This is a genomic window from Buchnera aphidicola (Cinara pseudotaxifoliae), from assembly GCF_900128595.1.
Classification (GTDB): domain Bacteria; phylum Pseudomonadota; class Gammaproteobacteria; order Enterobacterales; family Enterobacteriaceae; genus Buchnera_F; species Buchnera_F aphidicola_J.
Map to the genome: position 1 here is coordinate 29,572 of NZ_LT635893.1, position 26,999 is coordinate 56,570.

23 protein-coding genes and 6 tRNA genes are annotated in these 26,999 nt (G+C 23.7%); 12 read left to right on the forward strand and 17 right to left on the reverse strand.

The features are described 5' to 3' along the window. Window positions 1-166 precede the first annotated feature (166 nt). The 10 genes from rplL to BUCIPSTX3056_RS00145 all read right to left on the reverse strand — a co-directional run bounded on the left by rplL (window position 167) and on the right by BUCIPSTX3056_RS00145 (window position 3,967). Window positions 167-535, reverse strand: coding sequence for a 50S ribosomal protein L7/L12 (gene rplL / locus BUCIPSTX3056_RS00100; RefSeq protein ID WP_075474462.1), 369 nt, complete (start codon window positions 533-535; stop codon window positions 167-169). Window positions 536-590: 55 nt separating this feature from the next. Next, entirely contained in the window at window positions 591-1,076 is a 486-nt protein-coding gene (gene rplJ / locus BUCIPSTX3056_RS00105) for a 50S ribosomal protein L10 (protein ID WP_075474463.1), read from the reverse strand. A 169-nt stretch (window positions 1,077-1,245) separates the two neighbouring features. Continuing rightward, window positions 1,246-1,935 carry a 50S ribosomal protein L1 gene (gene rplA / locus BUCIPSTX3056_RS00110; protein ID WP_075474464.1) on the reverse strand — a complete coding sequence of 230 codons (690 nt, stop codon included), beginning with the start codon at window positions 1,933-1,935 and terminating at the stop codon, window positions 1,246-1,248. Window positions 1,936-1,937: 2 nt separating this feature from the next. Further along, window positions 1,938-2,369, reverse strand: a complete 432-nt coding sequence (gene rplK / locus BUCIPSTX3056_RS00115; protein WP_075474465.1) for a 50S ribosomal protein L11 — start codon at window positions 2,367-2,369, stop codon at window positions 1,938-1,940. Between the two features lie 67 nt (window positions 2,370-2,436). Next, window positions 2,437-2,979, reverse strand: a complete 543-nt coding sequence (gene nusG / locus BUCIPSTX3056_RS00120; RefSeq protein ID WP_075474466.1) for a transcription termination/antitermination protein NusG — start codon at window positions 2,977-2,979, stop codon at window positions 2,437-2,439. A 3-nt stretch (window positions 2,980-2,982) separates the two neighbouring features. Beyond that, complete coding sequence (gene secE, locus BUCIPSTX3056_RS00125) at window positions 2,983-3,369, reverse strand: preprotein translocase subunit SecE (RefSeq protein ID WP_075474467.1); 387 nt, start codon at window positions 3,367-3,369, stop codon at window positions 2,983-2,985. 228 nt (window positions 3,370-3,597) lie between these two features. Beyond that, a tRNA-Thr gene (locus BUCIPSTX3056_RS00130) sits at window positions 3,598-3,671 on the reverse strand. A gap of 55 nt (window positions 3,672-3,726) precedes the next feature. Continuing rightward, window positions 3,727-3,800 (reverse strand) — tRNA-Gly (locus BUCIPSTX3056_RS00135). Window positions 3,801-3,804: 4 nt separating this feature from the next. Beyond that, window positions 3,805-3,886 (reverse strand) — tRNA-Tyr (locus BUCIPSTX3056_RS00140). An 8-nt stretch (window positions 3,887-3,894) separates the two neighbouring features. Then, window positions 3,895-3,967 (reverse strand) — tRNA-Thr (locus tag BUCIPSTX3056_RS00145). Between the two features lie 772 nt (window positions 3,968-4,739). On the opposite strand from BUCIPSTX3056_RS00145, the gene BUCIPSTX3056_RS00150 reads away from it, so the two are divergent. The 4 genes from BUCIPSTX3056_RS00150 to argH all read left to right on the forward strand — a co-directional run bounded on the left by BUCIPSTX3056_RS00150 (window position 4,740) and on the right by argH (window position 9,322). Further along, window positions 4,740-5,621: a methylenetetrahydrofolate reductase gene (locus tag BUCIPSTX3056_RS00150; RefSeq protein WP_075474468.1), complete on the forward strand. Its 882-nt coding sequence runs from the start codon at window positions 4,740-4,742 to the stop codon at window positions 5,619-5,621. Window positions 5,622-5,861: 240 nt separating this feature from the next. Beyond that, the gene (locus tag BUCIPSTX3056_RS00155) at window positions 5,862-6,659 is read left to right on the forward strand and encodes a hypothetical protein (protein ID WP_075474469.1); all 798 of its coding nucleotides are present in this window, start codon (window positions 5,862-5,864) and stop codon (window positions 6,657-6,659) included. 26 nt (window positions 6,660-6,685) lie between these two features. Next, window positions 6,686-7,900 (forward strand): argininosuccinate synthase, encoded by a 1,215-nt coding sequence (locus BUCIPSTX3056_RS00160; protein ID WP_075474470.1) that lies wholly within the window; start codon window positions 6,686-6,688, stop codon window positions 7,898-7,900. A 39-nt stretch (window positions 7,901-7,939) separates the two neighbouring features. Continuing rightward, complete coding sequence (gene argH / locus BUCIPSTX3056_RS00165) at window positions 7,940-9,322, forward strand: argininosuccinate lyase (protein WP_075474471.1); 1,383 nt, start codon at window positions 7,940-7,942, stop codon at window positions 9,320-9,322. An 808-nt stretch (window positions 9,323-10,130) separates the two neighbouring features. On the opposite strand, the gene rpoD is transcribed toward argH, so the two are convergent. From rpoD to rpsU, 3 genes are all read right to left on the reverse strand, one after another. Next, complete coding sequence (gene rpoD / locus BUCIPSTX3056_RS00170) at window positions 10,131-11,972, reverse strand: RNA polymerase sigma factor RpoD (protein WP_075474472.1); 1,842 nt, start codon at window positions 11,970-11,972, stop codon at window positions 10,131-10,133. Between the two features lie 162 nt (window positions 11,973-12,134). Further along, a complete protein-coding gene (dnaG, locus tag BUCIPSTX3056_RS00175; protein ID WP_075474473.1) occupies window positions 12,135-13,931 on the reverse strand; it encodes a DNA primase in 1,797 nt (598 codons plus the stop codon). A gap of 79 nt (window positions 13,932-14,010) precedes the next feature. After that, complete coding sequence (rpsU, locus tag BUCIPSTX3056_RS00180; protein ID WP_075474474.1) at window positions 14,011-14,226, reverse strand: 30S ribosomal protein S21; 216 nt, start codon at window positions 14,224-14,226, stop codon at window positions 14,011-14,013. 230 nt (window positions 14,227-14,456) lie between these two features. On the opposite strand from rpsU, the gene tsaD reads away from it, so the two are divergent. Together tsaD and BUCIPSTX3056_RS00190 are read left to right on the forward strand one after the other, a co-directional pair. Further along, entirely contained in the window at window positions 14,457-15,488 is a 1,032-nt protein-coding gene (gene tsaD, locus BUCIPSTX3056_RS00185) for a tRNA (adenosine(37)-N6)-threonylcarbamoyltransferase complex transferase subunit TsaD (RefSeq protein WP_075474475.1), read from the forward strand. A 184-nt stretch (window positions 15,489-15,672) separates the two neighbouring features. Beyond that, window positions 15,673-16,911: a CCA-adding protein gene (locus BUCIPSTX3056_RS00190; RefSeq protein WP_075474476.1), complete on the forward strand. Its 1,239-nt coding sequence runs from the start codon at window positions 15,673-15,675 to the stop codon at window positions 16,909-16,911. A gap of 173 nt (window positions 16,912-17,084) precedes the next feature. Here the strand turns inward: BUCIPSTX3056_RS00190 and BUCIPSTX3056_RS00195 are convergent, their stop codons facing one another. After that, window positions 17,085-17,531, reverse strand: coding sequence for a PTS glucose transporter subunit IIA (locus tag BUCIPSTX3056_RS00195; RefSeq protein WP_075474477.1), 447 nt, complete (start codon window positions 17,529-17,531; stop codon window positions 17,085-17,087). A 464-nt stretch (window positions 17,532-17,995) separates the two neighbouring features. Between BUCIPSTX3056_RS00195 and ligA the strand changes: the two genes are divergently transcribed. Then, a complete protein-coding gene (gene ligA / locus BUCIPSTX3056_RS00200; RefSeq protein WP_075474478.1) occupies window positions 17,996-19,768 on the forward strand; it encodes an NAD-dependent DNA ligase LigA in 1,773 nt (590 codons plus the stop codon). A 38-nt stretch (window positions 19,769-19,806) separates the two neighbouring features. Here ligA and BUCIPSTX3056_RS00205 read toward each other — a convergent pair. Then, a tRNA-Lys gene (locus tag BUCIPSTX3056_RS00205) sits at window positions 19,807-19,879 on the reverse strand. A 15-nt stretch (window positions 19,880-19,894) separates the two neighbouring features. Further along, window positions 19,895-19,967 (reverse strand) — tRNA-Val (locus BUCIPSTX3056_RS00210). 153 nt (window positions 19,968-20,120) lie between these two features. Between BUCIPSTX3056_RS00210 and gltX the strand changes: the two genes are divergently transcribed. Then, window positions 20,121-21,536, forward strand: coding sequence for a glutamate--tRNA ligase (gene gltX / locus BUCIPSTX3056_RS00215; RefSeq protein WP_075474479.1), 1,416 nt, complete (start codon window positions 20,121-20,123; stop codon window positions 21,534-21,536). Between the two features lie 252 nt (window positions 21,537-21,788). Here the strand turns inward: gltX and BUCIPSTX3056_RS00220 are convergent, their stop codons facing one another. Then, entirely contained in the window at window positions 21,789-22,061 is a 273-nt protein-coding gene (locus tag BUCIPSTX3056_RS00220) for a hypothetical protein (RefSeq protein WP_075474480.1), read from the reverse strand. Between the two features lie 175 nt (window positions 22,062-22,236). Here BUCIPSTX3056_RS00220 and fliF point away from each other — a divergent pair, with 175 nt between their 5' ends. The 4 genes from fliF to BUCIPSTX3056_RS00240 are packed head-to-tail and all read left to right on the forward strand — an operon-like array spanning window position 22,237 to window position 26,979. Further along, entirely contained in the window at window positions 22,237-23,925 is a 1,689-nt protein-coding gene (gene fliF, locus BUCIPSTX3056_RS00225; RefSeq protein WP_075474481.1) for a flagellar basal-body MS-ring/collar protein FliF, read from the forward strand. Further along, window positions 23,922-24,908, forward strand: coding sequence for a FliG C-terminal domain-containing protein (locus BUCIPSTX3056_RS00230; RefSeq protein ID WP_075474482.1), 987 nt, complete (start codon window positions 23,922-23,924; stop codon window positions 24,906-24,908). Before fliF ends, BUCIPSTX3056_RS00230 begins: the two co-directional genes overlap by 4 nt. A gap of 3 nt (window positions 24,909-24,911) precedes the next feature. Then, window positions 24,912-25,592, forward strand: a complete 681-nt coding sequence (locus BUCIPSTX3056_RS00235) for a FliH/SctL family protein (RefSeq protein ID WP_075474483.1) — start codon at window positions 24,912-24,914, stop codon at window positions 25,590-25,592. A 22-nt stretch (window positions 25,593-25,614) separates the two neighbouring features. Continuing rightward, complete coding sequence (locus BUCIPSTX3056_RS00240) at window positions 25,615-26,979, forward strand: FliI/YscN family ATPase (RefSeq protein ID WP_075474484.1); 1,365 nt, start codon at window positions 25,615-25,617, stop codon at window positions 26,977-26,979. The last annotated feature ends 20 nt before the right edge of the window (window positions 26,980-26,999 follow it).

Sequence of the window (26,999 nt, forward strand, 5' to 3'; positions counted from 1 at the left end):
TGTTAATAAAAATTAAAAATTAATTTTTAATATTTAAAATATTTAGTACAAAATGAATAATTTGTAAGTAGATTATATGTTTTTAGGATAACGAACTGGTGACTTAATAATCACCAGTCACTGGTATAGTACGTATATTTGAATAAATTTAAATACTAATTTTTTTTTATTTAATTTCTGCTGTAGCGCCAGCTTCTACTAGCATATTATATAATTTTTCCGCGCTTTCTTTAGTTATGTTTTCTTTAATAATCGTAGGAGCGGATTCTACTAGATCTTTAGATTCTTTTAATCCTAATCCAGTCGTGCTGCGGATTATTTTTATAATTGATACTTTATTAGAGCCTATTGTATTTAATTTAACATTAAAAGAAACTTTTTCTTCTTTAGTTGACTCAATAGAATGATTGGTAGTGTTTAATGGAATATTAGATGATACGTTAAATTTTTTTTCTATCATAGAAATTAATTCCATAATTTCTTGTACTGGCATTTCAGAAATTGTATGTAAAATTTCTTCTTTATTAATTGACATCAGCATTATCCCTAAAATAGTCACAAATATGTGAAAAACATATTAATTTTTGTTTTTATTTGCGTGTAATTTGATTCAGTAATCGTAGAAATTTTCCTAACGATATCTCTTGTAATAATAATATAAATTTTATAATAGCTTCTGTGTGTGTTGGAAGTAAAGCTAAATCATTTATTTCTTTTATATTAAGTATTTTATTTTCACAAATTGCATTTTTTATTTTGAATTGAGGGTTTTTTTTGCTAAAATTTATAAATAATCGACTAGCGCTGCCCGGATTTTTTAAAGAAAATGCTATTAAAGTTGGTCCATTTAATGTGTCAATGAGTTTAGAAAAATTTGTTTTTATTAAAGATTTTTGAAGAAGTGTATTTTTTATTACATATATTTTTACATGTAAAAGGATTGACTTTTTTCGCAGTTTGTTGATTTTATTGACTTGTACATTTGAAGGATCGGCTATTATTACAGATAATGATTTTTTTGCAATATTATTAATTTTTTTAATTATATCTTTTTTTTTTTTTCTATGTAATGCCATTTTTTTATCCTATTTGTAGTTATTTTTATAAATAATTATAAATAATTTATGTTATAAATGTAAGAATAGGAAGATTTTATTGTTTATGTGTAATAATCACATATTATAGTTGGTTTTAAATGATTTTTTATACTAATATATTAATAATTAATACATAAAATATTATATTTTATAGATTTAAATAATCAATAAAAATACCAGGACTCATGGTAGTAGAGATACTAATTTTTTTATAAAAAATTCCTTTTAATTGACGGGGTTTAGCTTGTTTAATGTTATTATGTAGTGTTAAAAAATTTTCGTATAAGTGAATTTCAGAAAAATTTATTTTTCCAAAATTACTGTGAATAATACCATTCTTATCATTTCTATAATTTATTTTACCTTGGCGTGCTTCTTGTATTGCCTGTTGTATATTTTCTGTTACTGTTCCAAATTTTGGATTAGGCATAATACCTCTAGGTCCTAATATAGGTCCTAATTTTCCTACTATTTCCATAGTTTCTGGTGATGCAATAATCAAATCAAATTTAATAGTTTGTTTTTTTATAATACTTGCTAGATCTTCCATTCCAACAAAATCAGCTCCAGATTCTTTTGCTACGGTTACATTTTTTCCTGTAGTAAACACTCCGATTTTTATTTTTTTTCCGGTTCCATGGGGAAGTAATATAGATCCACGAATATTTTGTTCAGATTTTTTAGGATTAATATTTAGATGAAATGCAGCATCAATACTTTCTATAAAATTAGCGGATTTCATTTTTTTTAATATTTTTATTGCAGATTGAATAGTATAAATTGTTTTTTGGTTTCTTAAATTTTGATTAAATTTTTTTTTTTTTGATAGTTTTATCATAATTATTCCTGTATTACAGTAATTCCCATTGATATAGCTGTTCCTTCAATAGTTTTTGCTATTTTATCAATATTTGATCCAGTCATATCTATCATTTTTTGTTTTGCAATTTCATATATTTGTTTTTTTGTAATTTTTCCTACAACTTCATGTTTGGGTTTTTTTGATCCACTTTTAATAGCTAAACATTTTTTTAATAAAACAGAAGTAGGTGGTGTTTTAGTAATAAAAGTAAATGTTTTATCAGAATACACGGTAATAACAACAGGAGTAGGAATTCCTTTTTCTAGTTGAGCTGTTTGTAAATTAAAATTTTTACAAAATTCCATTATATTAACTCCTTTTTGTCCTAATGCAGGACCTACTGGAGGACTAGGATTTGCCATTCCGGATAATACTTGTAACTTTATATAAGATGTAATTTTTTTGTTCATTTCAGTACTCTTGATTAGATATATTTATTTTTTATAAATAGTTCTATAGGCTTTTTTTAATTTTAATTTAATATTTTTCAACTTGTCGAAAGTCTAGCTCTACAGGAGTAGAACGTCCAAATATTGATACGGATACTTTTAATCGATGTTTTTCATAATCTACAGTTTCAACGGTTCCATTGAAATCTGAAAAAGGTCCATCATTAACACGAATATTTTCTCCTGGTTCAAATGTTTTTTTTGGTCTAGGTTTATCACCTATTTTTTTTAATTTTTTAAATATAATTTGGACTTCACGATCGCTCATTGGAGTTGGTTTTTCAGACGTACTACCTACAAAACCTAATACTTTAGGTAAACTTTTAATTAAATGCCAACTATAATTGTTCATAATCATTTCAATTAAAATATATCCAGGAAAAAATTTATAATCACTTTTTTTTCTTTTTCCTTTTTTTATTTCAATAACTTCTTCGGAAGGAACTATGATTTTTCCAAATATATTTTTCATTTTTTTTATTTTTTCGTTGTTCAGTATTGATTGTACTACTCTATTTTCAAATCCTGAAAAAGCTTGTAAAACATACCATTTTTTTTTATCTACACACAATTTTTATAACCTCGAGGTTAGTATCCAAGATATAGCATGGAGTATGATTCCGTCTAATATCCATACAAATACAGATGTTAAAGTTATTAGTAATAATACTATTCCTGTTGTTTGACATGTTTCTTTATAAGAAGGCCATATAATTTTCGATAATTCTATATTTACATCTTTAGTAAAAATGATTATTTTTTTTCCAACGAGTGTATTTAAAAATATACTGAATAATAGTATGTGGTATAAAACAAAAAATATGATTTTTATATTTTTAGAGTATTGATAAATGAAAAAAATATAGTTTAATATCATACAAATAATAATTGTTGTTATACACAACCACTTAATTTTTTCTGTATATTTAGCGTATATGTCATATAATTTATGAATATGCATAATTACGGTGCTCATTTTAGTTTTTTTATGAAAATATTATTTTAAATATAGTTATTTATGTTATTGTTAACGATTGTATATTTAATAAAAACTGAATTTATTTAATAAAATGAATATTATATTTATCATATAAACGTATTAGATACTTAAAATAAATAAAGAATTAAAAAAGTAGTTTTATGTTTGATTGTTTTAAAAATTTTATAAAGATTATAATAAATATTATTTTGCTGATACCTAGATTTGAACTAGGGACCTCATCCATACCAAGGATGTGCTCTATCCGACTAAGCTATATCAGCATATTTTTTATTTATTTTATAGAATTTATCTATTTTATAACAGGTGTTTTTTATGTAGCGGTCAGCGGGAATTGAACCCGCATCATCAGCTTGGAAGGCTGAGGTAATATCCTTTATACGATGCCCGCTTGTGTGGTGGGGGTAGGATTCGAACCTACGAAGTCAATGACGTCAGATTTACAGTCTGCTCCTTTTAACCACTCAGGAACCCCACCTAATGTTATGCCGGCTACCGGAATTGAACTGGTGACCTACTGATTACAAGTCAGTTGCTCTACCTGCTGAGCTAAGCCGGCTTAAAAATTAATTAATTATTTAAAATAATAATTATTATTTTAAATAAATAAATGTAACTAAATATTAATTTTAGTTTATATTAATAAAAATAACAAGTTTTATTAGAAATAAATTTGTATTTAATTATTTTTTTTAAAAAAAAATATTTTTAATTATATCATATTTTTTATAAAAACATAATTATTAAAAATTATGATGATATCTATAATTTTAAAAAGTTTTTAAATTAGTTTCTATGATCATTAAATTCTATATTTAAAAAATTTGTATGTTTAAAGAAAATATATATATTAAATTAAAAAATTTTTGTTATATTATATATATAAATATATTTCAAGTATTTAAATAGTTTAATAAATGTTATAATTATTAATAAAAATAGTTTGATTCATGCTAATTATATTGTTAATAATGTAGATATTTTTAAAAATTAAATAATTAAATTAGTTGTATTATGTGTATGTATTAAAATATTTATCAACAGATCTAATTATTTAGATGGAATAATATTTATATATTATATATATAAATTATTGGGTGTAACATTGTTTGTATATACTTTTTAAAATATCACTTTAATTGATTTATTTTTAATTAAATTAAAGCTACAGTTGTTTTTTTACACTATTGATAATAATTATTATAGTTATTTTAGCAAATTTCTTGTGTGTATTTTCATATCACATATTTATGTAAGTATTATTTTAAATTATAATAGTACGTTATTATTTATAATAATATTAATTTTAAATAATTATAATTAGGATATATATGATATATATAATTAATGATAATAGTAAGCAAAATAATTATGAATCATATCATTTAAAAGATAAAATTAGAATTTCTTTTGAGGTATTTCCACCACAAGATAGTAAATCAGAAGAACAATTGTTACGATCAGTATGTTTATTAAATCAATTTAATCCGGATTTTTTTTCAGTTACAAATAGTATATATGCAAAAAATCGTGATAAAACATTTTTTATTGTACAAAAAATTCGTTCTTTGACTAAAGTAAATGTATTTGCTCATTTTACAACTATTGGTTTAAATAAGTTAGAAATACAGAATATTGCTCTTAAGTATTGGAGTTATGGAATTAAACACATCATAGCTCTTCGTGGTGATTTACCGGATCAATATTCTCAAAAAATAATATATGCTAATGATTTAATTAAATTATTACAATCAATTAATAATTTTGAAATATTAGTGGCAGCATATCCTGAATTACATCCTGAATCTTGTAATATACAAGAAGATTTAATTAATTTAAAAAATAAAGCAGATTTAGGTGTCAAAAAAGCTATCACACAATTTTTTTTTAGTATAGAAAAGTTTTTAAGATTTCGTGATAATTGTATTGATATTGGTTTACCAATTACTATAATTCCAGGAATATTACCGATTTTAAACGTTAATCAATTAAAAAAATTTTCTCGTTTAACTAACGTCTACATACCTAAATGGATTTTTAGTGCTTTTGATGAATATAAGGATGATTTAAGTCAGTGCATAGATTTGAGTGTTAGAATCGCTGTTAATTTGATAGTTGGTTTATATAATGAAGGAGTTACAAATTTTCATTTATATACATTAAATCAATCTACTTTGAGTGTTAAAATTTGTCATAAACTAGGTTTAATATAGTAGATAACTAATTTAATAACATTTATTCAGATATATTTTTATATATTTTATAGTAAAAATTTTTAGTAATATTAACTAAATCATATTTATTATTCAGATATTAGATATAATTGTATATATAATATGTTGTAATTTAGATACAAATAAATTTTTGTGTTTAATAATATCTATATTAATGTAAGATATTTTTAATAGATTTTATAAAACTTAATATTAAATATTAAACATAAGGTTTTAATAATGGAAGGTCCTTTAGTAATCAAAGTAGGTGGTATTCTATTACATAGCAATCATGCTATAACACGTTTATTTAAAGAATTAAACATATACAGTACATCAACTAATTCTAAAATTATATTAGTTAATGGAAGTAGTGGTACGTATGGTAATTTTGGTTTTTTTGATTCTGATTTATGTACTCATAATAATGATTTTTGCTTGATTAAAAAATTAAATACTAAAAATTTTTTGTATTCTATAATACCAAATATCGTTAATATACGTTTGTTAGCTTGGTCTAAACAACATAGCGTTGTAGGACAAAGTGTATCACTACCAGATTTTTTTAGTTTTTTACGAACTTTAAGTAATGAGTACTTAGTTATTAAAAAATTTTTAAATCAAAATAAAATAAAAATATTTAAATACATAAAAGTTGTTTCTTTTTTTTTAGATCATTGTATTATTCCTTTTGTTTGTTCTTCAGGATTAGATCTGAAGGGTAATTTTTTTAACATTAATTCTGATGTAGTTGCTATGATATTAACAATCATATTTAATGGTCGTTTAATTATGTTGACTGACGTACATGCTGTTTTAAATGGTAAAGGACAACGAATTCCTACTATTCTTTGTAAAGAAATACATGGTTTGTGTCATGCAGGGGTGGTTACGGACGGTATGGTTATTAAATTACAATCTGCTATGATAGTATCTAAGTATTTAAAAAAATCAGTTGAGATAGCTAGTTGGCATAATTCCAATGATCTACTACATTTACTTGAAGGACGATCAATTGGGACTAGAATTATAGAATAAAACAAAATAGGTTGATAAAAAATTATATGAAGAAAGATAATATTCAAAAAACAGTGGTTTTAGCTTATTCCGGAGGACTAGACACTTCTGCTATCATACCATGGATAAAAGATCATTATAAATTTAATGTAATTGCTTTTGTTGCAGATATCGGTCAATCTCGTTACGATTTATGTAATATTAAAGAAAAAGCTATTAGTTCTGGAGCATCTGATTGTTATATTGCTAATTTAAAAGATGAATTTGTCGAAAAATATGTATTTCCTATGTTAAAAATGGGTTCTATTTATGAAGGACAATATTTTTTAGGTACTGCTATTGCAAGACCTTTGATTGCTAAAGCTCAGGTAGATTTTGCTAATAAAATTAATGCAATTGGATTAAGTCATGGAGCTACTGGAAAAGGAAATGATCAAGTTCGTTTTGAATTTACGTATTCTGCACTTAATCCCGAATTAATGGTCATAGCTCCGTGGAGAGAATGGGAATTTAAATCTAGAGAAGATATTTTACAATATCTGCTTAAAAAACAAATTAGTACTACTGTAACTAAAGAAAAAATTTATAGTCGTGATGAAAACATATTCCATGTATCGACTGAAGGTGGAATTCTAGAAAATCCTTGGAATGCCCCTGACGATACTTGTTGGGCATGGACAAAGAATCCAACGGAAGCTCCTAATAAGCCGGAAAAAGTACATCTATTAGTAGAAAAAGGTTGCGTTAAACAAGTTAACCATAAAGCTTTAACTGCATATAAATGTTTAAAAAAACTTAATGATTTAGGGAGCAAGCATTCCATTGGAAGGGTTGATATGATAGAAAATCGTCTTATTGGGATCAAATCTAGGGGTTGTTATGAAACACCTGGTGGTACAATTATATATTATGTTTTAAGAAGTTTGGAACAATTAATACTAGATCGAGATAGTATGTATTGGAAGAATAAAATATCGTTGGATATGTCTTTAATAATATATGATGGAAAATGGTTTACTTCGGTTCGAGAATCTCTTCAACAGTCTTCTGAAGTTTTATCAAATAAGATTTCAGGAGAAGTAATAATAGAGTTGTATAAAGGATCTGTAACTGTTTTACAAAGAAAATCACAAAATACATTATATTCTAAGAAATATGCTACTTTCAGTCAAGATGATGTCTATAGTCAAGCAGATGCACAGGGTTTTATTCGTTTATTTTCATTGTCATCACGTATTCGAGCTTTAAATAATAAAAAATAGCATAATGTATGAATATTATATTTTTAATGAGGTAAATATATGTCTTTGTGGGGTGGAAGATTTACTGAAGAATCTAATGTAAAATTTAAAAAATTTAATAATTCCCTAAATATTGATTATCGCTTAATACAAGATGATATAAAATCTTCTATAGCGTGGTCAAAAATATTGTTGGATGTAAAAATATTAACTCGTCAAGAACAACAATTAATAGAAAAAACACTGTATTGGATTTCAAAAAAGTATATTAATAATGTTAAAAAGATCGTAGCATCAGAATCAGAAGATATACATAGTTGGATAGAAACATTATTAATTAATAAAATTGGTATAATTGGAAAAAAATTATATACAGGCAGAAGTCGAAATGACCAAATAGCTACAAATTTAAAATTGTGGTGTAAAAGAAAGTCAAAAATTATTTTAAAAAAAATTGTTAAGTTACAGAGTGTTTTTTTAAATCAAGCATATTTACATCAAAATACTATTATTCCTGGTTATACACATTTACAAAGAGCTCAACCGATTACATTTTCATATTGGTGCTTAGCATATATTGAAATGTTAGAAAGAGATCGATTACGAGTTTTAAATGTTATTGAAAATCTGAACTATTCTCCTCTAGGATGCGGAGCTATTGCTGGAACTTCTTGGGATATTAACAGAAATAAATTAGCTTTACTGATGGGTTTTTCTAGTAGTACAAAAAATGCTTTGGATAGTGTATCTGATCGAGATTTTATTATAGACGTTTTATCTGCAGCGTCAATTAGTATGATGCATTTGTCTCGTTTTTCAGAAGATTTGATATTTTATAATTCCGGTGAAGCTAATTTTATTGAACTATCTGATTCTATAACTTCAGGGTCTTCTTTAATGCCACAAAAAAAGAATCCAGATGTTTTAGAGTTAATAAGAGGTAAATGTAGCGGTGTGTACGGTTCTTTACTCTCAATTTTAGTATTATTAAAAGGATTACCGTTATCCTATAACAAAGATTTTCAAGAAGATAAAAAATATTTATTTCAAGGAATAGATAGTTGGATAGCATGTTTAGATATGAGTTGTGTTGTATTAAATAACTTAAAAATAAATAAAATACGTTCTAAACAGTTAGCTCGGGAAGGATATAGTAACGCTACTGAATTAGCTGATTACCTTGTAAATAAAGGGATCTCGTTTAGAGATGCTCACCACATAGTTGGAAATATTGTTGTAGAAGCTATTCGTCAAAATAAATATTTAGAAGAATTGGATTTGTTAGTATTTAAAAAATATTGTGTAATTGTAGAAAAAGATGTATATAAATATTTAACTTTAGAATCATGTTTAAAAAGAAAAAATGCAATTGGTGGAGTATCTCCAGAACAGATCAAAAATTCATTAGATGCAGTAAAAACTCGATTACTTCATCTTTCATGATATAACATATTTAATATAATACTTTTTATGATAAAAATATTTTATTAACATCATGCGATATTTTAAACATCGCATGATGTTGATAAAAATTATTTTAAATATATAAAAATTTTATGAATATAAATTTAATTTATTTTAATAATAAATTTTATAAAAATACATTATATAAGATGTAATATGTAAATTTTTTTTATATTATAGTACATAATAACAGAGAAGGATTTTTTTTAGTTCTATGTGGTTAGTGTTTAGGTATATGTGTTATATAAATAAAAAATATTATTTTAAAATTATCGTAAATAATTAAATATTAAGTGTTTATAGGTATTTAAAGCATAACTGTTAATTAAAAATATATTTTATACAAAATATGATGATAATCATTTTTTTTGAGTATTATTAAATGTTATATAATTTTTGTAAATAATATTTTTAATTTATTAAATAAAATTATTCAATGTATTTGAATATTATTAGAAGGTTTTAGTGTGAATATTTTATAATTAATAATTATAATTAAATATTATTTTTTGTGATTTTTTTTTACATATATCTATAAAAATAGTTATGAATTGCATACAACGTTTTATTGTATATATTGTTTATGTATTTTTTGTCAGCTCATCTATCACTTTGATGAATATGATGTTTTAGAACTGAGTATTTTTTGTAGCACGAGAAAACTGAATTTATATAGTGATTTTAAAAATAAAATATTGTTTTGATTGTTATATATATGTGTTATATATTTTAATGTAATTAAATTTTAATTTCTTTTGTTGATGGTTTTTTGTATATATATGAAGTATTAAGAATTGTCTAAAAAACTTTTTAATATTTCTGATCGACTAGGATGGCGTAGTTTTCTGAGTGCTTTTGCTTCAATTTGACGAATTCTTTCACGTGTTACATCGAATTGTTTTCCAACTTCTTCTAATGTATGATCAGTATTCATATCAATTCCAAATCTCATTCTTAACACTTTTGCTTCTCTTTCTGTTAATCCAGATAAAACATCGCTAGTAATTGTTTTTAAACTTTCTGATGTAGCTGATTCTAGGGGTAATTTTTGGTTGGTATCTTCAATAAAGTCACCTAAATGTGTATCATCATCTTCTCCTATGGGTGTTTCCATAGAAATAGGTTCTTTTGCAATTTTTAACACTTTTCTTATTTTTTCTTCTGGAAGTAACATTTTTTCTGACAATTCTTCTGGTGTGGGTTCTCGACCAGTTTCTTGTAATATTTGTCTGGAAATTCTATTTAATTTGTTAATTGTTTCGATCATATGTACAGGAATACGAATTGTTCTCGCTTGATCTGCTATAGATCTAGTAATGGCTTGTCGTATCCACCATGTTGCATAAGTAGAGAATTTATAGCCTCGACGATATTCAAATTTATCAACTGCTTTCATTAATCCAATGTTACCTTCTTGAATAAGATCTAAAAATTGTAATCCTCTATTAGTATATTTTTTTGCAATAGAAATTACTAATCTTAAATTTGCTTCTACCATTTCTTTTTTTGCTCTTTTAGCTTGTTCTTCTCCAAGCAAAATTCTTTTATTTATATTTTTTACTTGTTTGATGGTTAATCCTGTTTTTTTTTCTAGTTTTAGTAGTTTTTTTATACTGTCATATATCTCTTTTTGCACCACATGTAGTTTGCAAGACCATGGTGTTTTTTTTTTTATGGCTGTATTGTACCATGAGTAACTAGTTTCTTGCCCTTTAAAAAGTTTTATAAAATTTTTTTTAGGCATATTACATTTTTTTATACATAATTTCATGACTTTTCTTTCTTGTATCTGAACTTTTTCAATCATCTTTCTCATTCTTTTTACTAAATAGTTAAATTGTTTTGGAACTAATCTGAATTGTTTAAATATTTCGGATAATTCATAAATTGCGGCGATAGAATCTTTGTGGTTTCTGTTTTTTTTTTTTATAGTTTGATTAACAGTATAATATTGTTTTTTTAATTGTAAGAATTTTTTTTGTGCTAATTTAGGATCAATATGGTTATATTCATCAGCCGGTTCTTCTACTAATGTAGTTTGTTTTTTTTTATCAATCTTATTGTGAGGCATATCAGTTACTGTGATGTTTATATTATTGGATATTTTTTTTTTTATACTTAAATCTATAAAACCGGTAATTAATTCGGATAATTTAATGTCTCCTGACTCCACGCGAGTGTATTGTTTTAGTAAATATAAAATTGCTTCAGGATATTCAGATATGGAAGATTGTACTTGATGGATTCCCTCTTCAATTCTTTTAGCTATATCTATTTCCCCTTTTCTAGTCAAGAGTTCTACGGAACCCATTTCTCGCATATACATTCTTACGGGATCAGTTGTTCTTCCAATTTCTGTTTCAACGTTCGACAATACTTGAGCAGTAGCTTCTGCTGTTTCTTCATCGGTATCAGTTGGTGTTGCATTAATAATAATTTCTTCTATTTCTCGCGCTTCTTCTACTACATGAATTCCTAGATCTTTTATCATTTGGATAATATTTTTTATTTGTTCAGAATCAGTGATTTCGTTTGGAAGATGATCGTGTACTTCTGAATATGTTAAATATCCTTGCTCTTTTCCATGAGAAACTAACATTTTTAACTGTGATTTTGGTTTTTTCTTCATAGGATGATATCCATTTATATTGCTTGATTTGTTTAAAAAATAAATAATATATATTTTTTAATGTATAAAATTGTTTTTTATTTTATAATATTTAATATATTTTATTGTATATCAATAAACTATGATTTGTCTTTAATGCAAACTATCTAATAGTTTTAAATATTAGTTGGATTTTTCTTTATTGGATGAGTATTTACTATATTTAATTTTCATTATTTTTTTATTAATATGCCATAACTTATTTTTTTCTATAAGATTTAAACCGTATTGTCTTTCTAAAGTAATTAATTGATTATATTGGTATTCTAAATGTTGTATTTTTAAATTATGCACTAATTCTTGCACCAGAGATTGTAATTTATTTTTTTTAACTATATGATCCCATGTACTTAAATGTTTAAAAATTTTTTCTAATGGTGTATGTCTATAAAATTCTAGCAAATGTCCTGTTGTAAGTATTTTTTTTTTACAAATTAATTGTATTAATTTGATTAAAATTTTTTTTCCAATTATATTAAATTTTTTGATTTTTTCTGTTTTTTGGATGGTTAGAGCTAATTCTGGATGTTGAAGAATCAAACTAATCAATAATCTCATAGTAGTAATTTTGAATGGTTTATATATTTTTTGGTTTTTTTTTTGATATGATATAGTAATCAGTTTTTTTAATTGATGAGAATCTAGTATTCCAATTTTGTTTCCTAATAATTTTCTTAAAAAGATTTTTATTGTTTGACTAGGTATTTTTTTAATTAAAGGAATAGTGATCTGACTTAGTTTTATACAATCATTAATGCAACTTAAATTCATGTTACTAGAAACATTTTTGAATAAATATGAATATAATGTTTCTGAGTTTTTAATTCTATTTTCGAATTTTTTTTTACCGTCTTTTACAATAAGACTACTAGGATCTTCATTTTTTGGCAATAACATAAAATTTATTGTATAGTTATCATATAAAAAATTTAACGATAAATTTAATGCAATCCAACTAGCTTTTTCACCAGCATAATCACCATCAAAACAAAAGATAATATGTTTACTGATTTTAAATAATAGTTGTAGTTGATATTTTGTAACTGTTGTTCCTAATAGTGCAATTGAATAATTAATGTTAAATTGCGCTAGAGAAATGACATCTAAATATCCTTCTACAACTAATATTTTTTTGGGTTTAGGATTGTAACGATTCAGCTCATATATTCCATAGAGATTTTTTTTCTTTTGAAATGTCATTGTTTCTGGTGAATTTAAGTATTTTGGATAATTATACTCATTTAATACTCTAGCCCCGAATCCTTGAATATGACCGTGTTTATTTTTTATTGGAAAAATAATTCTTTCTTTAAATCGATCACATAGGTTTTTTTTTTTATCTTGAATAGTTATACCACAATCCATTATAATAGATTTATAGATGTGTTTTTTTTGTATGTAGCGTGTAATTTGATTACTATATGAAGTAGCAAAACCTAAAGAAAATTTTTTTATTGTTGAAGCATTAATTCCTCTTTTTATTAAATATTGATATGCTATATTTGGTAACTTGAATAAATTTTTTATATAAATTTTAGATACCTTATACAAGATGTAATGTATCCTACGCTTATAAGAATGTGTTTGTAGTGATTCACATTGATTTTGAAGATATGAAATATTAATACCATTTAAAGTAGTTAGTTCGATAATACTATTCAGAAAATTTAATTTCTCATATTTCATTAAAAAATCTATTACATTTCCATGTATTCCGCATCCAAAACAATAAAAAAACTGTTTTTGTGGACTGACAACAAAAGATGGTGTTTTTTCATTGTGAAAAGGACATAATGATTTATAATTGTTCCCAGATTTTTTTAAAGTAATATATTTATTAATTAATTCTATTATATCTGTACGTTCTATTAACTCGTGGATAAATTTTTGAGGAATTTTTCTGTATTTTTTTTTAATCATTGTATATTTATTAAATTTTTTGACCGTTATTGTTTACAATAGACGGTCTGAATATTTTTAGAATATAAAAAGTAATAATTTAGTACATCCTAATGCGTTTAGCATTTTCACGAACTAGTTTTTTAGCTAATCTTTTTATTGCTGATGATTTTGCTCGTTTTCTTTTTGTTGTAGGTTTTTCATAAAACTCCCTACGGCGTATTTCAGCTAATATACCTGCTTTTTCACAGGATCTTTTAAATCTTCTTAAAGCTACATCAAAAGGTTCGTTTTCTCTTATTGTAATAATTGGCATGATTTTTTCCATAATATTTATTTAATTAATTTATTATAAATATGATAGTAATGGTGTTTTATGGATATAGTTTTATATAAATTATTATCTTTGTATTATAGTATAATATATAGACAATAGTATTTATATGTATGATATAAAATTATATCACAATACGTATGATACACGATTAGACAAATAATATATATTTAATAAATTTTATTAGAATTAATTACATTAAAGGATGAATTATGAGGATATTGGGAATTGAAACATCTTGTGACGATACTTCTGTAGCTATTTATGATAAAAAATCAGGTTTAATATTTCATTCTATTTTACATCAAAATAATGTACATAAAGAATTTCACGGAATTGTCCCTGAGCTAGCTGCACGAGCTCATTTAGATAATTTGTTTTTTTTAATTAGACAAGTTTGTACAAAATATTTATTTGATGATAATTTTAATGTAAAAAAAAATGCTTTTTGTTCTATTGCATATACAATTGGACCAGGTTTAGCTGGTTCTCTTTTAGTAGGGGCAACGATTGCACGTACTTTATCGCTAGCTTTAAATATTCCGTGTATTGCTGTTAATCATTTAGAAGGACATTTATTTTCAGCGATGTTAACAAGTAAAAATTGTTCGTTTCCTTTCTTAGCTTTACTAGTATCCGGAGCAAATACACAAATAATTAAAGTTGATAATTTAGGTCAATACACTGTACTAGGAGAAACATTAGATGATGCAGTAGGTCATGTTTTTGATTATATAGCAAAATTATTAGGATTAGGATATGAAGGAGGAAAAAAAATGTCTTATTTAGTAAAACGCGGTCAAACTGGAAAATATTTTTTTCCTCGACCAATGACCAAGCAATCTAATTTAAATTTTAGTTTTTCTGGACTAAAAACACATGTTAAAAACGTTATTTTAAAGTGTTCTAATTTATCACACGAAAAATATAATATAGCTATGGCTTTTGAAGAAGCTATAGTAGATACTTTAATAATAAAATGTACACTTGCTATTCAAGAACATAATGTAAAAAATTTTTTAGTATGTGGTGGTTTCAGTATTAATCATTTATTAAGAAAAAAATTAAAAATTTTATTACAAAATAATAATATGAGGTGTTTTTTTTCTAAAAAAATTTTTTGTACTGATAATGCTGCTATGATCGCATATGTAGGTTTTTTAAGATACAAATTAAACTTATTTTCTTATGATCAATCTATAAAAGTATATCCTACGTTATTAATCAATGATAGTTTTAATTGATTTTTTTTTTGTAATTGATTTTTAAAATAATTAATGTGAATCATATAGGGTGATTATTTTTTTTATTTTATAAAATATATTTTTAAATAAAAATATATTAATTATTTTATAAATTCACAAATTTTTATAATTTTATTATCAATATATTTTTGTATTTTTTTTACATTATTTCATAGGTGATATTTTGAAAATTTATTTAGTTGGTGGAGCTATTCGAGACCGTTTATTAGGTTTTCCTGTACATGATCGTGATTGGGTAGTGGTAGGAAGTACACCTCAAAAAATGTTAAAAAAAAATTATTTACAAGTAGGAAAGGATTTTCCGGTTTTTATACACCCCAAAACACGTGAAGAATATGCTTTAGCGAGAACAGAAAAAAAAAATGGTGTTGGATATTCTGGATTTTTGTTTGATTTTTCTTCAAAAATTACTTTACGAGAAGATTTGATTAGACGTGATTTAACTATAAATGCAATTGCTCAAGATAAATACGGAAATATTATTGATTTATTTAATGGTCAGAAAGATATTAAAAAAAGAATTTTGCGTCATGTCTCTTCTTCTTTTATTGAAGATCCTGTACGAGTATTACGTGTAGCTAGATTTGCTGCAACATTATCACATTTAGGTTTTTATATTGCAAAAGAAACTTTAACATTAATGAAGTTGATTTGTAAAAGAAAAGAATTATTATATTTAACTCCGGAAAGAATTTGGAAAGAAACGTATAAAGGGTTGTGTGTACGTAATCCTCATGTTTATTTCAAAATTTTGTATCACTGTAACGCATTGTTATATTTGTTTCCAGAAATTAATTTTTTTTATAGAAAAACTAATTTTTTAAACTTTCATGTTAACTATATGAATATTTTACAATTAAGTTTAATGGAGTTATCTAGAATTTCTAAATTTACTATGGATGTTGATATTAGGTTTTCTTATTTTTTACAGTTCATAAGTTATGTTTATTCTATTTCAGATAAAAATATTGAGTATTGTTTTTTTTACAAAAAACCTATTTTTTTAATAAAAAGTTTGTGTACACGATTAAAAATTCCTAAAGAAACACAAAAAATTTTAATTATTGTGTGTGGTTTTCATAATTTTTTACAAAATATTATAAATCAAAATTCTAAATTAATTGTTGATTTTTTTGATATTATTGATGTGTGGAGAAAACCAGATAGATTAAAAAAATTGATATATTTAGAATTTTATGGCACTACTAAATATAATTATAAAAATAGTTCTTTAGTTTTAGGAAAATTATTAATATCTATGTTTTCAGCAATTAAAGATATCTCTGTTCATACAGATATAGATATAAAATTGTTTCAAGGAATTGCTATCAAACATGAATTGTATCGTTTAAGAGTAAATCGTCTAAATCAATGGAGAAAAAAAATAACAAAAAATTTTTAAAGTATTTTTTTATGATTTTTTATTTTATATAAAAATAAATACTAGATTTATAGTGTTTAAAATTATATTTTATATTTTTATAGTTTTTATACACAATTCATGTATTATTCATTAAAATAAAATATATGTTTTATATATTTTTATTGTAAATAAGTTATGTATATAAAAAATTTTTATATATAAGCTAGGATTGTTAATCCTGCTTGTGTTTTATATAATTTTTTTTTTGGATCACTGATTTCTTTTTTACATGTAATTTTAATGGTTGTGAGAATATGTATAGGCTCATTGTTTGAATTAGCGTTATGTATCACAAATAAAATTTTTCCTGTACAAGTGCTTACAAATTCCTTATTCATCGAGACAACGGTATATTTTTGATGTTTTTTTTTAAATAGTTTATTTTTTATTAAAATTTTTGCACCATATTCAGATTGAATTAAAAATTCTATTTTTTTAGAAGAATAGTTTTTTATTTTTCCATTGCATGGAGATACAATTATTTTTTTATTAGAATGAATTATTATTTTTTTTTGACTTATAACTGTGTTTTTTATGTTATAAATATTTTGAACGATTCCAGTTATTGGTGATAAAATACATTGTTTTTTTATATTCATAAATAATATTATGTTAATTTTTATCGTTATTTTAATATATAATTGTTGTTATGATGTTTAGTTTTTTTACTGAATTTTTTATTATAGTTATTGCATTATATTAAATATAATTAACTTTTTTTGTATTGATTCACACTTCTATATTTATATAAATATTTGTTTTATACATAATATATATACAGAGAATAACAATTTTTTATAATAATTACTAATATAATTATATATAATTTATAATTAATTCTTAGAGTATTTTTATTTAAAATAATAAAAACTATAATCAGTATTCTTAATATCGAGAATATTTTTTAAATTATATTTATATATACAAAAAATTAAACTATAGAAATATTTTTATAATTATATTTTTTTTAAAAAAATAAATTTATTTTTATATATTTTGAAAAGTAAGTATTTATATATTATGATTTATTGTAATTTTATAGTTATTTATATAGGTGTATATGATGAAATCAATATATGATAAAATTGTAAATTTACGATTACAGTTAAAATACCATAACTACAGGTACTATACTTTAGATGCTTCAGTAATATCAGACGATATGTATGATAAGTTGCGTGATCAATTAATTAAATTAGAAAAAAAGTATGGAAAAAATAATTTATTAAAAACAGATAATCCTATTTTAAAACAAATAGGAAGCAAAAAATTACATATTTTTTCTGAATGTGTACATCAAACTCCTATGTTATCATTAAAAAGTACTAATAATGTATCTGACATTATACGTTTTGATGAAAAAATAAAAAAACGTTTTAATACTGTTAATACTATTAAATATTATTGTGATTTTAAAATAGATGGTTTGGCTGTTACTTTACTATATAAAAATGGTATTTTAGTTTCTGCAGCTACACGAGGAGATGGTTGGATTGGAGAAAATATTAAAAATAATATTTGTACTATTACTTCAATACCAAAAAAAATAGTAGGTAATAATATTCCTAAAATTATAGAAATACGCGGAGAAGTATTTATTAAAAAATCTGATTTTTTAATCTTAAATCAATGTTCTGTATTGAATAAAAAAAAAATATTTTCTAATCCGCGCAATGCTGCTGCTGGTTCATTGCGTCAATTAGATCCCCGTATAACTAAAAAAAGAAATTTGATGTTTTTTGTATATGGATATGGTGTTTTTATATCAAATAAAAAAATTTATAGTCATTATGATCGATTAATGCAAATTCAAAAATGGGGGTTTCCTATACATGAAAATTGTTTATTATGTAATAAAGTTGTAGATGTTATTGATTTTTATAATAAAGCATGTGTTAATCGATCAAAATTAGATTTTGAAATAGATGGTATTGTTATAAAAGTAGATTCTATTTTTTTGCAAAGAAAATTAGGTTGTACAGAAAAATATCCTAGGTGGGCTGTTGCTTTGAAATTTTTTTCTCAGGATGTAGAAACAAAAATTATAGATGTTACATTTCAAATTGGCAGAACAGGAACAATTACTCCAGTAGCTCACTTTATACCAGTAAATATCTCTGGGGTTACAGTGTGTAAAGCATCTGTATATAATTTTAGAATACTTAAAAAGTTAAACGTTTTTATTAATGATTATGTCACAGTCTATCGTGCTGGAGATGTTATTCCTAAAATTAGGGCTGTTTTAATAAACAAAAGAGATAAATATGTTAGAAAAATTATTTTTCCAAAATATTGTATGTCATGCGGTTCAAAATTGTTGCACTCTTTTAATCTCACTACATACTACTGTCCTTCTAATTTTTTGTGTCCAGCACAAAATTTACAACGATTAATACATTTTTCTTCAAAATCTGGAATATATATTAAAGGTTTAGGTCGAAAAAATATTATTAAATTAATAAATATAGGGTATTTACATACTCCAGTAGATTTTTTTACTTTAACTTATGATAAATTGCAAGTAGTACCAGGTATAGGAAAAAAGTTATCTAATAAAATTATTAGTAATATTAATAATTCTAAAAATGTTCGGTTAGAAAAATTTATTTATTCTCTAGGAATTCTAGATGTTGGTATTTCTATTGCAAAAATTTTATCTAAATATTATAAATCAGCTATTAAATTTATTAATACTAACTTTCAAACAGTATCAAATATTAAAGGTATTGGTGTAAATATATCTAAATCAATTATTACATTTTTAAAAAATAAAAATAACTTATGTATTATATTAAAATTAATAGATCAATTAAATATCTTTTTTTCTTCTCAGTGATGTGTAAATATTTTTTATTGTTATTTATATCCATAATATGGGTCGTGCAGGATTTGAACCTGCGACCAATTGATTAAAAGTCAACTGCTCTACCAACTGAGCTAACGACCCTAGTTTTTTATTTTATGGGTGATGACGGTTTCGAACCGCCGACCTTCTCCGTGTAAAGGAGAAGCTCTACCAACTGAGCTAATCACCCTTATGTATAACTATATTGTAGAACAGATATGTTATGAGTCAATATATATTTTATATATATTTGTTTATTTGATTAAAAAATATACAATTTTATAAAAACATATTATGTTTTATGAATATTTTTGACCACATTGATTAATAATTTGAGTATTTTATGAAAATTAAAACTAGATTTTCTCCTAGCCCTACAGGATTGTTACACATAGGTGGTGTACGAACAGCTTTATATGCATGGCTTTTTGCTCGTCAACATAATGGTTCGTTTGTGTTAAGAATTGAGGACACAGATATAAAAAGAGTGAATGATAATTTTGTATCGGATATTTTAAATAGTTTAAAGTATTTAGGATTACTGTGGGATGAAGGACCTATTTATCAAAGCCATCGATTAAAAATATATCAAGATATAATATTATTTATGTTAAAAAAAGGTCTTGCATATAAATGTTATTGTTCACAAAAACGATTAGATACATTAAGAAAAATTCAAATTTTAAATAAACAAAAACCGAAATATGATCAAAAATGTTTAAATAATAATCATATTTTTAAAAAATCTAATATTCCTTTTGTAGTGCGTTTTAGAAATCCTACTGAAGGTATAGTAAGGTTTACTGATATGATTAGAGGTGATATATGTATATCTAATTGTGAATTAGACGATTTAATTATTCAGCGATCAAATGGCATGCCGACATATAATTTTTGTGTTGTAATTGATGATTGGAAAATGAATATCACTCATGTAATTCGAGGTGAAGACCATATTAATAATACTCCTAGACAAATTAATCTGTTGAATGCATTAAACGCTCCTATTCCAATATATGCGCATGCATCAATGATTTTAGATTCCAATGGAACAAAATTATCTAAAAGAAATACTCCGATAAGTATAGCTAGTTATATTAATGAAGGATTTATTCCTGAAGCAATTTTAAATTATGTATTGCGTTTAGGTTGGTCTTATCAAAATCAAGAAATTTTTTCTATTACAGATATGAAACATTATTTCAATTTAAAAAACGTGAGTCAGTCGCCAAGTATTGTCAATGATAAAAAATTATTATGGTTGAATCATTATTATTTAAGTAGTTTACCGATTGAAACTATATATGCATATCTATCTGTTTATATGAAAAATAAAAAAATTTTTTTAGATAAAAAAATTGATATTCGTGGTTTATTAAAAGAATTTTTAAAACATCATAATACTTTAAAAGAATTTATATCATCATATGTTTATTTTTATAAAGATGTTAATTTATTAAAAATTGATGATATTAATTTATATTGTAGTGAGATTAATATAAAAATATTACAATTTTTATATAAAAATTTTTTTTTATTAACCGATTGGAATAAATCAAGTATTTTGTTTTTAATTCAAAAATCTGTATTAAAATTTAATGTATGTTTTAAGGATGTAGCAACATTAATTAGAATTGGTATTTCTGGACGAGTTCATACACCTAATGTTTCTTCTATAGTTTTTTATTTAGGAAAAAATACATTTTTGTTACGAATATATAATTTAATTAAATATATACAATTTAATATATATAATTGAATATATATCAAGGTAATAAGTTAATTATAGTTTTTAATATTTTGAATATAATAAATTTTATTACATAGAGTGAAACAGATACTTATTATTTAGTCGTGTATTACATAATAGTTACTATATATTGTCTATATTATTTTTTACTAAACGTATAATACATATATATGATGACATGTAATTTGATTACATGTCATTAATTAAATTAATAAAGAAAGTTTTTTATGTTTATAATAAAAATAATCTTATTATTTATATTTAAATTTGCATATTCATTATTTCTTCATATAAACTGATTAATTTATTTTGTATATTTAAGAATACATTGATTTTATATTTTTGATCAATTTTTGTTGTGTTGATTTTTTTAGAATTAAGATTTTTTGTTTGGTTTTTTGTTTTTTTTATATCTAATGATTTAGGTAGTACGTTTTTCCATACTTTTGAAAAATTTTTGTTTTTTATTTTTTTTGGATGTGATACAAAAGATGTTGTTTTGATTGATTGCGGTTGTACTGAATTTATTTTCATAATATTTTTCCTATTTTGTATACTATGTTTATAATATAATTTTTATATTATCATATAAATATAGTATATTATTACATATTTAAAAATTTTTTAAGTTATTATGTATGTTTATTGGTATGATACTTCATTCATACATTTTCATATTTATATAACAATTATTTTTTAGGAAAAAAGTATGGATTTTATAAATATGTTGTTTTTAAGAATGCAAAAAAAATGGAATTTTTTTTTAGTTTTTGTTTCACATAAATTAAAGTGGATTGTTTTTAGTTTTTTGACAGTAATCTTGATTTTTTGTGTAGTTTTTTTTTGGATGAATCAAGTTAATTATGTAGTATTATATCATCATTTATCTGATACAGACGGAGGATGGGTGATATCAAAATTACAAGATATGAATGTTCCGTATCGATTGCATCATTCTTCTAGACAATTACTAGTTCCTGAAGATAAAATTGATGAATTGCGGTTTTCTTTAATGAAAAACAAGGATGTGATAAAAAAAAATGATGGTTTTGAATTATTAGATCAGGAAAAATTTGGTGTTAGTCAATTTCATGAGCATGTTAATTATCATAGAGGATTAGAGGGAGAATTATCACGAACATTAGAGTGTATATTTCCAATTCAATATGCTCGAGTGCACTTGGTATGCAAAAAAGACACTGATTTTTTTAAAGATGATCAAGTACCATCAGCATCAGTAGTTATTGCTGTTTTCCCAGATACAAAATTAAATCAAGAACAAATAGATGCTATTACTTTACTAATATCGGGAAGTGTACCGAATTTATCTGCTGATAATATTGTTGTAGTTAATCAATTTGGAAATATATTAAATAAATATACTTTAAATTATTCTAGATTTTTTAATGATAATAAATATAAAAAAATTAATATTTTGGAACAAAGTTATTGCGATAGTATTAATCGTTTATTAAAGCCTATGTACGGATCAAAAAATTTTGTTGTGCATGTACGTGCTAAAATAAAAAAAAATAATGATATTATACATAATGTTAAAGCAGATAACATTGAAATTAATGGTTTATCTAAAAAATTATCAAATAAAATTTCAGATGTTTGTTTAAATAATAAAAAAAATATGATTTCAGAAAGTATGGTAAAAAAAATTTTTTTAATGAAAAAATTAAGTAATTTTTTTACAAAAAAAAATTTAATTAACAATTTTGGTTGTTTTTATTCAACTTTTAAAAAAAATTTTATTAACACGGATAATTATATATCGTGTAGTAACACGGATGCTACTCATTCTATTAATAAAGGATTTATAAAATCTAATATAATAAATGATTATAACGATGATTATTTTCTTGATTTGAAAAGATCAGAGGTTCAACATTTAGATGTTACAGTGTTGATAAATTATAAAAAAAGTGATGCAGGAAAATATGTTTCTTGTTCTACTCAAGAACTACAAGATTTAGAAAAATTAATTAAATTAGTAATAGATTTTTCTGATCATCGAGGTGATTGTATTAATATAATTAATTATAGATTTATTTCTTCACATACTAACTCGAATCATAATAGTTTTGTTATATATAATTATTTAAATGTAAATTATCTGTTTTTTTTATGTATTGGTGTTTTTTTTGTTTTTTTAATGGTTTTTATATATTTTAAAAACATTATTATAGATAACAAGAAAAAAAATTCCTTAGCTACGGTTAGTAGTACTAACAAAAATTTTAAAAATTCCCAGCATGTCGATACTGATAAATTAAATTGTAAAAAAAATAATTATATCAATAAAGATCGTCTTTTCATTAAGCGTGATATTTTAGATAAACACCCCAAAATTATCGAGCAAGTGATACGTTATTGGATAAATAAAAAATGATACGTTTAAGCGGTATACAGAAAAGTGCTTTATTATTAATATCTATGGACATAAAAACGTCAGCAAAGGTTTTAAAAGGTTTTACTGATTCAGAAATTAGTAGTTTTATTGATGCAATCCTAACTCTAGATGCTAGTGTTTTAAGATATACTGATATAGTAATTTGTGAATTTTATAAATTATTAAAAAAAAAAAAAATTGTTAATTTTAATATTAAAAACCATATATTAAAAATTATAGAAAATACAGTAGGTTTGGATGTATCTCGTAAGCTTTTTAAAAAAAGTTTAATAAAAAATGACTTTGTTCATAATGTCGCTATATTGGAAACATTAGGAGCTAAAAACATTTTTTTATTAATTAAAAATGAGAATTTAAATATTATAACAGCATTGTTAATATATATGAATAAAACATTAACAACTGATGTATTATCCTATTTTAGTACACAAAACAGATTAAATATTTTGAAGTGTATGGTTAGTTTTACTGGTTTGAAGTCTTCTGGTTTTTTGGAATTAAATAAAATTATTCGTGTTTTTTTATATACACAAAAATCATCTGTAGTAGAAAAAGAAAGAATTAATAAAATAGTATATATTATATCTTATTTTGTACAGGATAATATTATTCAGTTTATTAATAAAATTAATACTCCATATAAAAATATTTTAAATAAATCAATAAGTAAATATTTTAATTTTAAAGATATAGTAAATATTGAAGATAGTAGTGTAAAATTTATTATCAATAATACCGACATAGATGATCTATGTATTTTTTTATGCCACACAGACGAATCTGTTCAAAGAAAATTTATTTCTAATTTTTCACATAAGAAATATCAATATTTTAAAAAAACAGTATTATCAAGTCAATCAATTGATTATAATACTATTTATTTTAAAAAAAAATTATTACTTAAAAATATTAAAAGATTCATACGAGATGATAAGATCATTATAAAATTAGAGCAGGAATAGTATATGAAAGTTGTTACTAATGATAAGTTATGGAAAAAATGGCGTCTTAAAAAATCTAGAAAAATATTTTATTTAACGTGTGCTTCAAATATTAAAAAAAATAAAAATTTAGAATTGTCTGATTCTGTTAAAAATAAAAATGATTCTTTATATTCTAGTATATACCAGAAAGGTTATCAACAAGGTTTATTAGATGGATATAAAAAAGGGTATTTTATTGGATGGATGCAAGGATTTGGTTATTCTTATGATGTTTTTTTAAAAAATACTACATACTGTATTCAGGTGCAGTTTTCAGTTCTTTTAAGGCAGTTTAAAACTGCTATTAAAAAATTTAATTGTAATTTTTCGAAACGTTTAATTAACGTCGTGTTACATATTTCAAAAATTTTTTTGGATGACGTATTATCAGTTAATCAGCAATATCTTATCAAAAGGATCAATAAACTAATTAAACAATCAAGATATATATTTCAGAAATTACAATTACATGTTCATCCTGATCATTATCATACTATAACAAATAAATTTGGAGTTTTAATGAATAAATATAACTGGACTGTAATTAGTGATAAAAAAATAGATATTTACAGTTATCGTATTATTACTGCTAAAGAAGAAGTAGATGCTTCTCTTTCATCTTTTTGGCATCGAATTAATGATGTAGCTAATTCATTGGATTAAAGATAAAAATGGTGTATTAAATATGTGGTTTGATCGAATTAATAAGTTTGAAAAAAAAATATCGCTGATTACTCGTGATTTTTTATATGGTCGAGTATTAAGTGTTAATAATCTCATTATTGAAGCAACAGGAGTATATCTCCCAGTAGGGGATTTTTGTTTTGTAGAACGTATATATCGCGAACGACTATCTACAGCAGTATGCAAAATTGTAGGTTTTAAAAAAAAAATTGTTTTTTTAATACCCGTTAATAGTTTAGATGGTATTTTTCCTGGATCTAGAGTTTTTTCGGGATATAATATTAATCATAATATTTCTGAATATGTTAAATTTCCATTTGGAAAACATTTACTCGGTCGAACACTAGACAGTTTTGGTCGTCCTTTAGATAATCTAGGGGTAATCAAATCAAAAAAAAAATCTTTTAATTTTTTTAAATCATTTACTAATCCTTTACAAAGAGCTCCTATCACTAAAATTTTAGATACTGGAGTAAGGGCTATTAATAGCTTATTAACGGTTGGAAGAGGTCAAAGAATGGGTATATTTTCTCAACCGGGTTTAGGAAAAAGTATGTTGCTTGGTATGATATCTAGACATACTGATGCAGATGTAATTATAGTTTCTATGGTAGGAGAAAGAGGTAGAGAAGTTAAAGAATTTATTGATAATATTTTAGGTACTGATAGTCTAAAAAAATCTGTTTTAATTATTTCTCCAGCGGATGTTTCTCCTTTACTTAAAATTCAATCAGTTCAATATGCAACATCAATTGCGGAATATTTTTGTAAAAAAGATAATCATGTATTATTGATAGTTGATTCGTTAACACGGTATGCTATGGCGTATCGAGAAATATCAAATGCGATGTATGAAGTTCCTGTTTTAAAAGGATATCCTGCTTCTATTTTTTCTAATATTCCCTACTTAATTGAGCGCACAGGTAATGTAAATAGCACTGGCCTAGGATCTATTACCTCTTTTTACACAGTGTTGACTGAAGGAGATGAATACAATGATCCTATTTTAGATATAGCAAAATCTGTACTAGACGGACATGTTATATTATCACAGATTTTGTCAGAAACAGGACATTACCCAGCAATTGATATTGAAAAGTCTATTAGTAGATCCATGCATTCAATTGTAAATAAAGATCATTATAACAAATCTATATATTTAAAAAAGTTAATTTCATGTCATCGTCGTCATAAGGATTTAATTAACTTAGGTGTTTATTCTTCTGGTAATAATAAACTATTAGATGAAGCAATAAGTGTTTGGCCGATTTTAGAAAAATTTTTACAACAGAGATTTTTAGAGCGTTGTACTTATACTCAATCAATTATTGAATTATCAGAATTATTAAAAAATTTTAATGTATAATACGGTGATGCATATGGTAT

Coding starts and splice junctions, on each gene's coding strand:
- rplL (WP_075474462.1), bottom strand. CDS start 535: ATGTCAATTAATAAAGAAGAAATTTTACATACAATTTCTGAAATGCCA.
- rplJ (WP_075474463.1), bottom strand. CDS start 1,076: ATGGCATTACATAGAAAAAAAAAAAAAGATATAATTAAAAAAATTAAT.
- rplA (WP_075474464.1), bottom strand. CDS start 1,935: ATGATAAAACTATCAAAAAAAAAAAAATTTAATCAAAATTTAAGAAAC.
- rplK (WP_075474465.1), bottom strand. CDS start 2,369: ATGAACAAAAAAATTACATCTTATATAAAGTTACAAGTATTATCCGGA.
- secE (WP_075474467.1), bottom strand. CDS start 3,369: ATGCATATTCATAAATTATATGACATATACGCTAAATATACAGAAAAA.
- BUCIPSTX3056_RS00150 (WP_075474468.1), top strand. CDS start 4,740: ATGATATATATAATTAATGATAATAGTAAGCAAAATAATTATGAATCA.
- BUCIPSTX3056_RS00155 (WP_075474469.1), top strand. CDS start 5,862: ATGGAAGGTCCTTTAGTAATCAAAGTAGGTGGTATTCTATTACATAGC.
- BUCIPSTX3056_RS00160 (WP_075474470.1), top strand. CDS start 6,686: ATGAAGAAAGATAATATTCAAAAAACAGTGGTTTTAGCTTATTCCGGA.
- argH (WP_075474471.1), top strand. CDS start 7,940: ATGTCTTTGTGGGGTGGAAGATTTACTGAAGAATCTAATGTAAAATTT.
- rpoD (WP_075474472.1), bottom strand. CDS start 11,972: ATGAAGAAAAAACCAAAATCACAGTTAAAAATGTTAGTTTCTCATGGA.
- dnaG (WP_075474473.1), bottom strand. CDS start 13,931: ATGATTAAAAAAAAATACAGAAAAATTCCTCAAAAATTTATCCACGAG.
- rpsU (WP_075474474.1), bottom strand. CDS start 14,226: ATGCCAATTATTACAATAAGAGAAAACGAACCTTTTGATGTAGCTTTA.
- tsaD (WP_075474475.1), top strand. CDS start 14,457: ATGAGGATATTGGGAATTGAAACATCTTGTGACGATACTTCTGTAGCT.
- BUCIPSTX3056_RS00195 (WP_075474477.1), bottom strand. CDS start 17,531: ATGAATATAAAAAAACAATGTATTTTATCACCAATAACTGGAATCGTT.
- ligA (WP_075474478.1), top strand. CDS start 17,996: ATGAAATCAATATATGATAAAATTGTAAATTTACGATTACAGTTAAAA.
- gltX (WP_075474479.1), top strand. CDS start 20,121: ATGAAAATTAAAACTAGATTTTCTCCTAGCCCTACAGGATTGTTACAC.
- BUCIPSTX3056_RS00220 (WP_075474480.1), bottom strand. CDS start 22,061: ATGAAAATAAATTCAGTACAACCGCAATCAATCAAAACAACATCTTTT.
- fliF (WP_075474481.1), top strand. CDS start 22,237: ATGGATTTTATAAATATGTTGTTTTTAAGAATGCAAAAAAAATGGAAT.
- BUCIPSTX3056_RS00230 (WP_075474482.1), top strand. CDS start 23,922: ATGATACGTTTAAGCGGTATACAGAAAAGTGCTTTATTATTAATATCT.
- BUCIPSTX3056_RS00235 (WP_075474483.1), top strand. CDS start 24,912: ATGAAAGTTGTTACTAATGATAAGTTATGGAAAAAATGGCGTCTTAAA.
- BUCIPSTX3056_RS00240 (WP_075474484.1), top strand. CDS start 25,615: ATGTGGTTTGATCGAATTAATAAGTTTGAAAAAAAAATATCGCTGATT.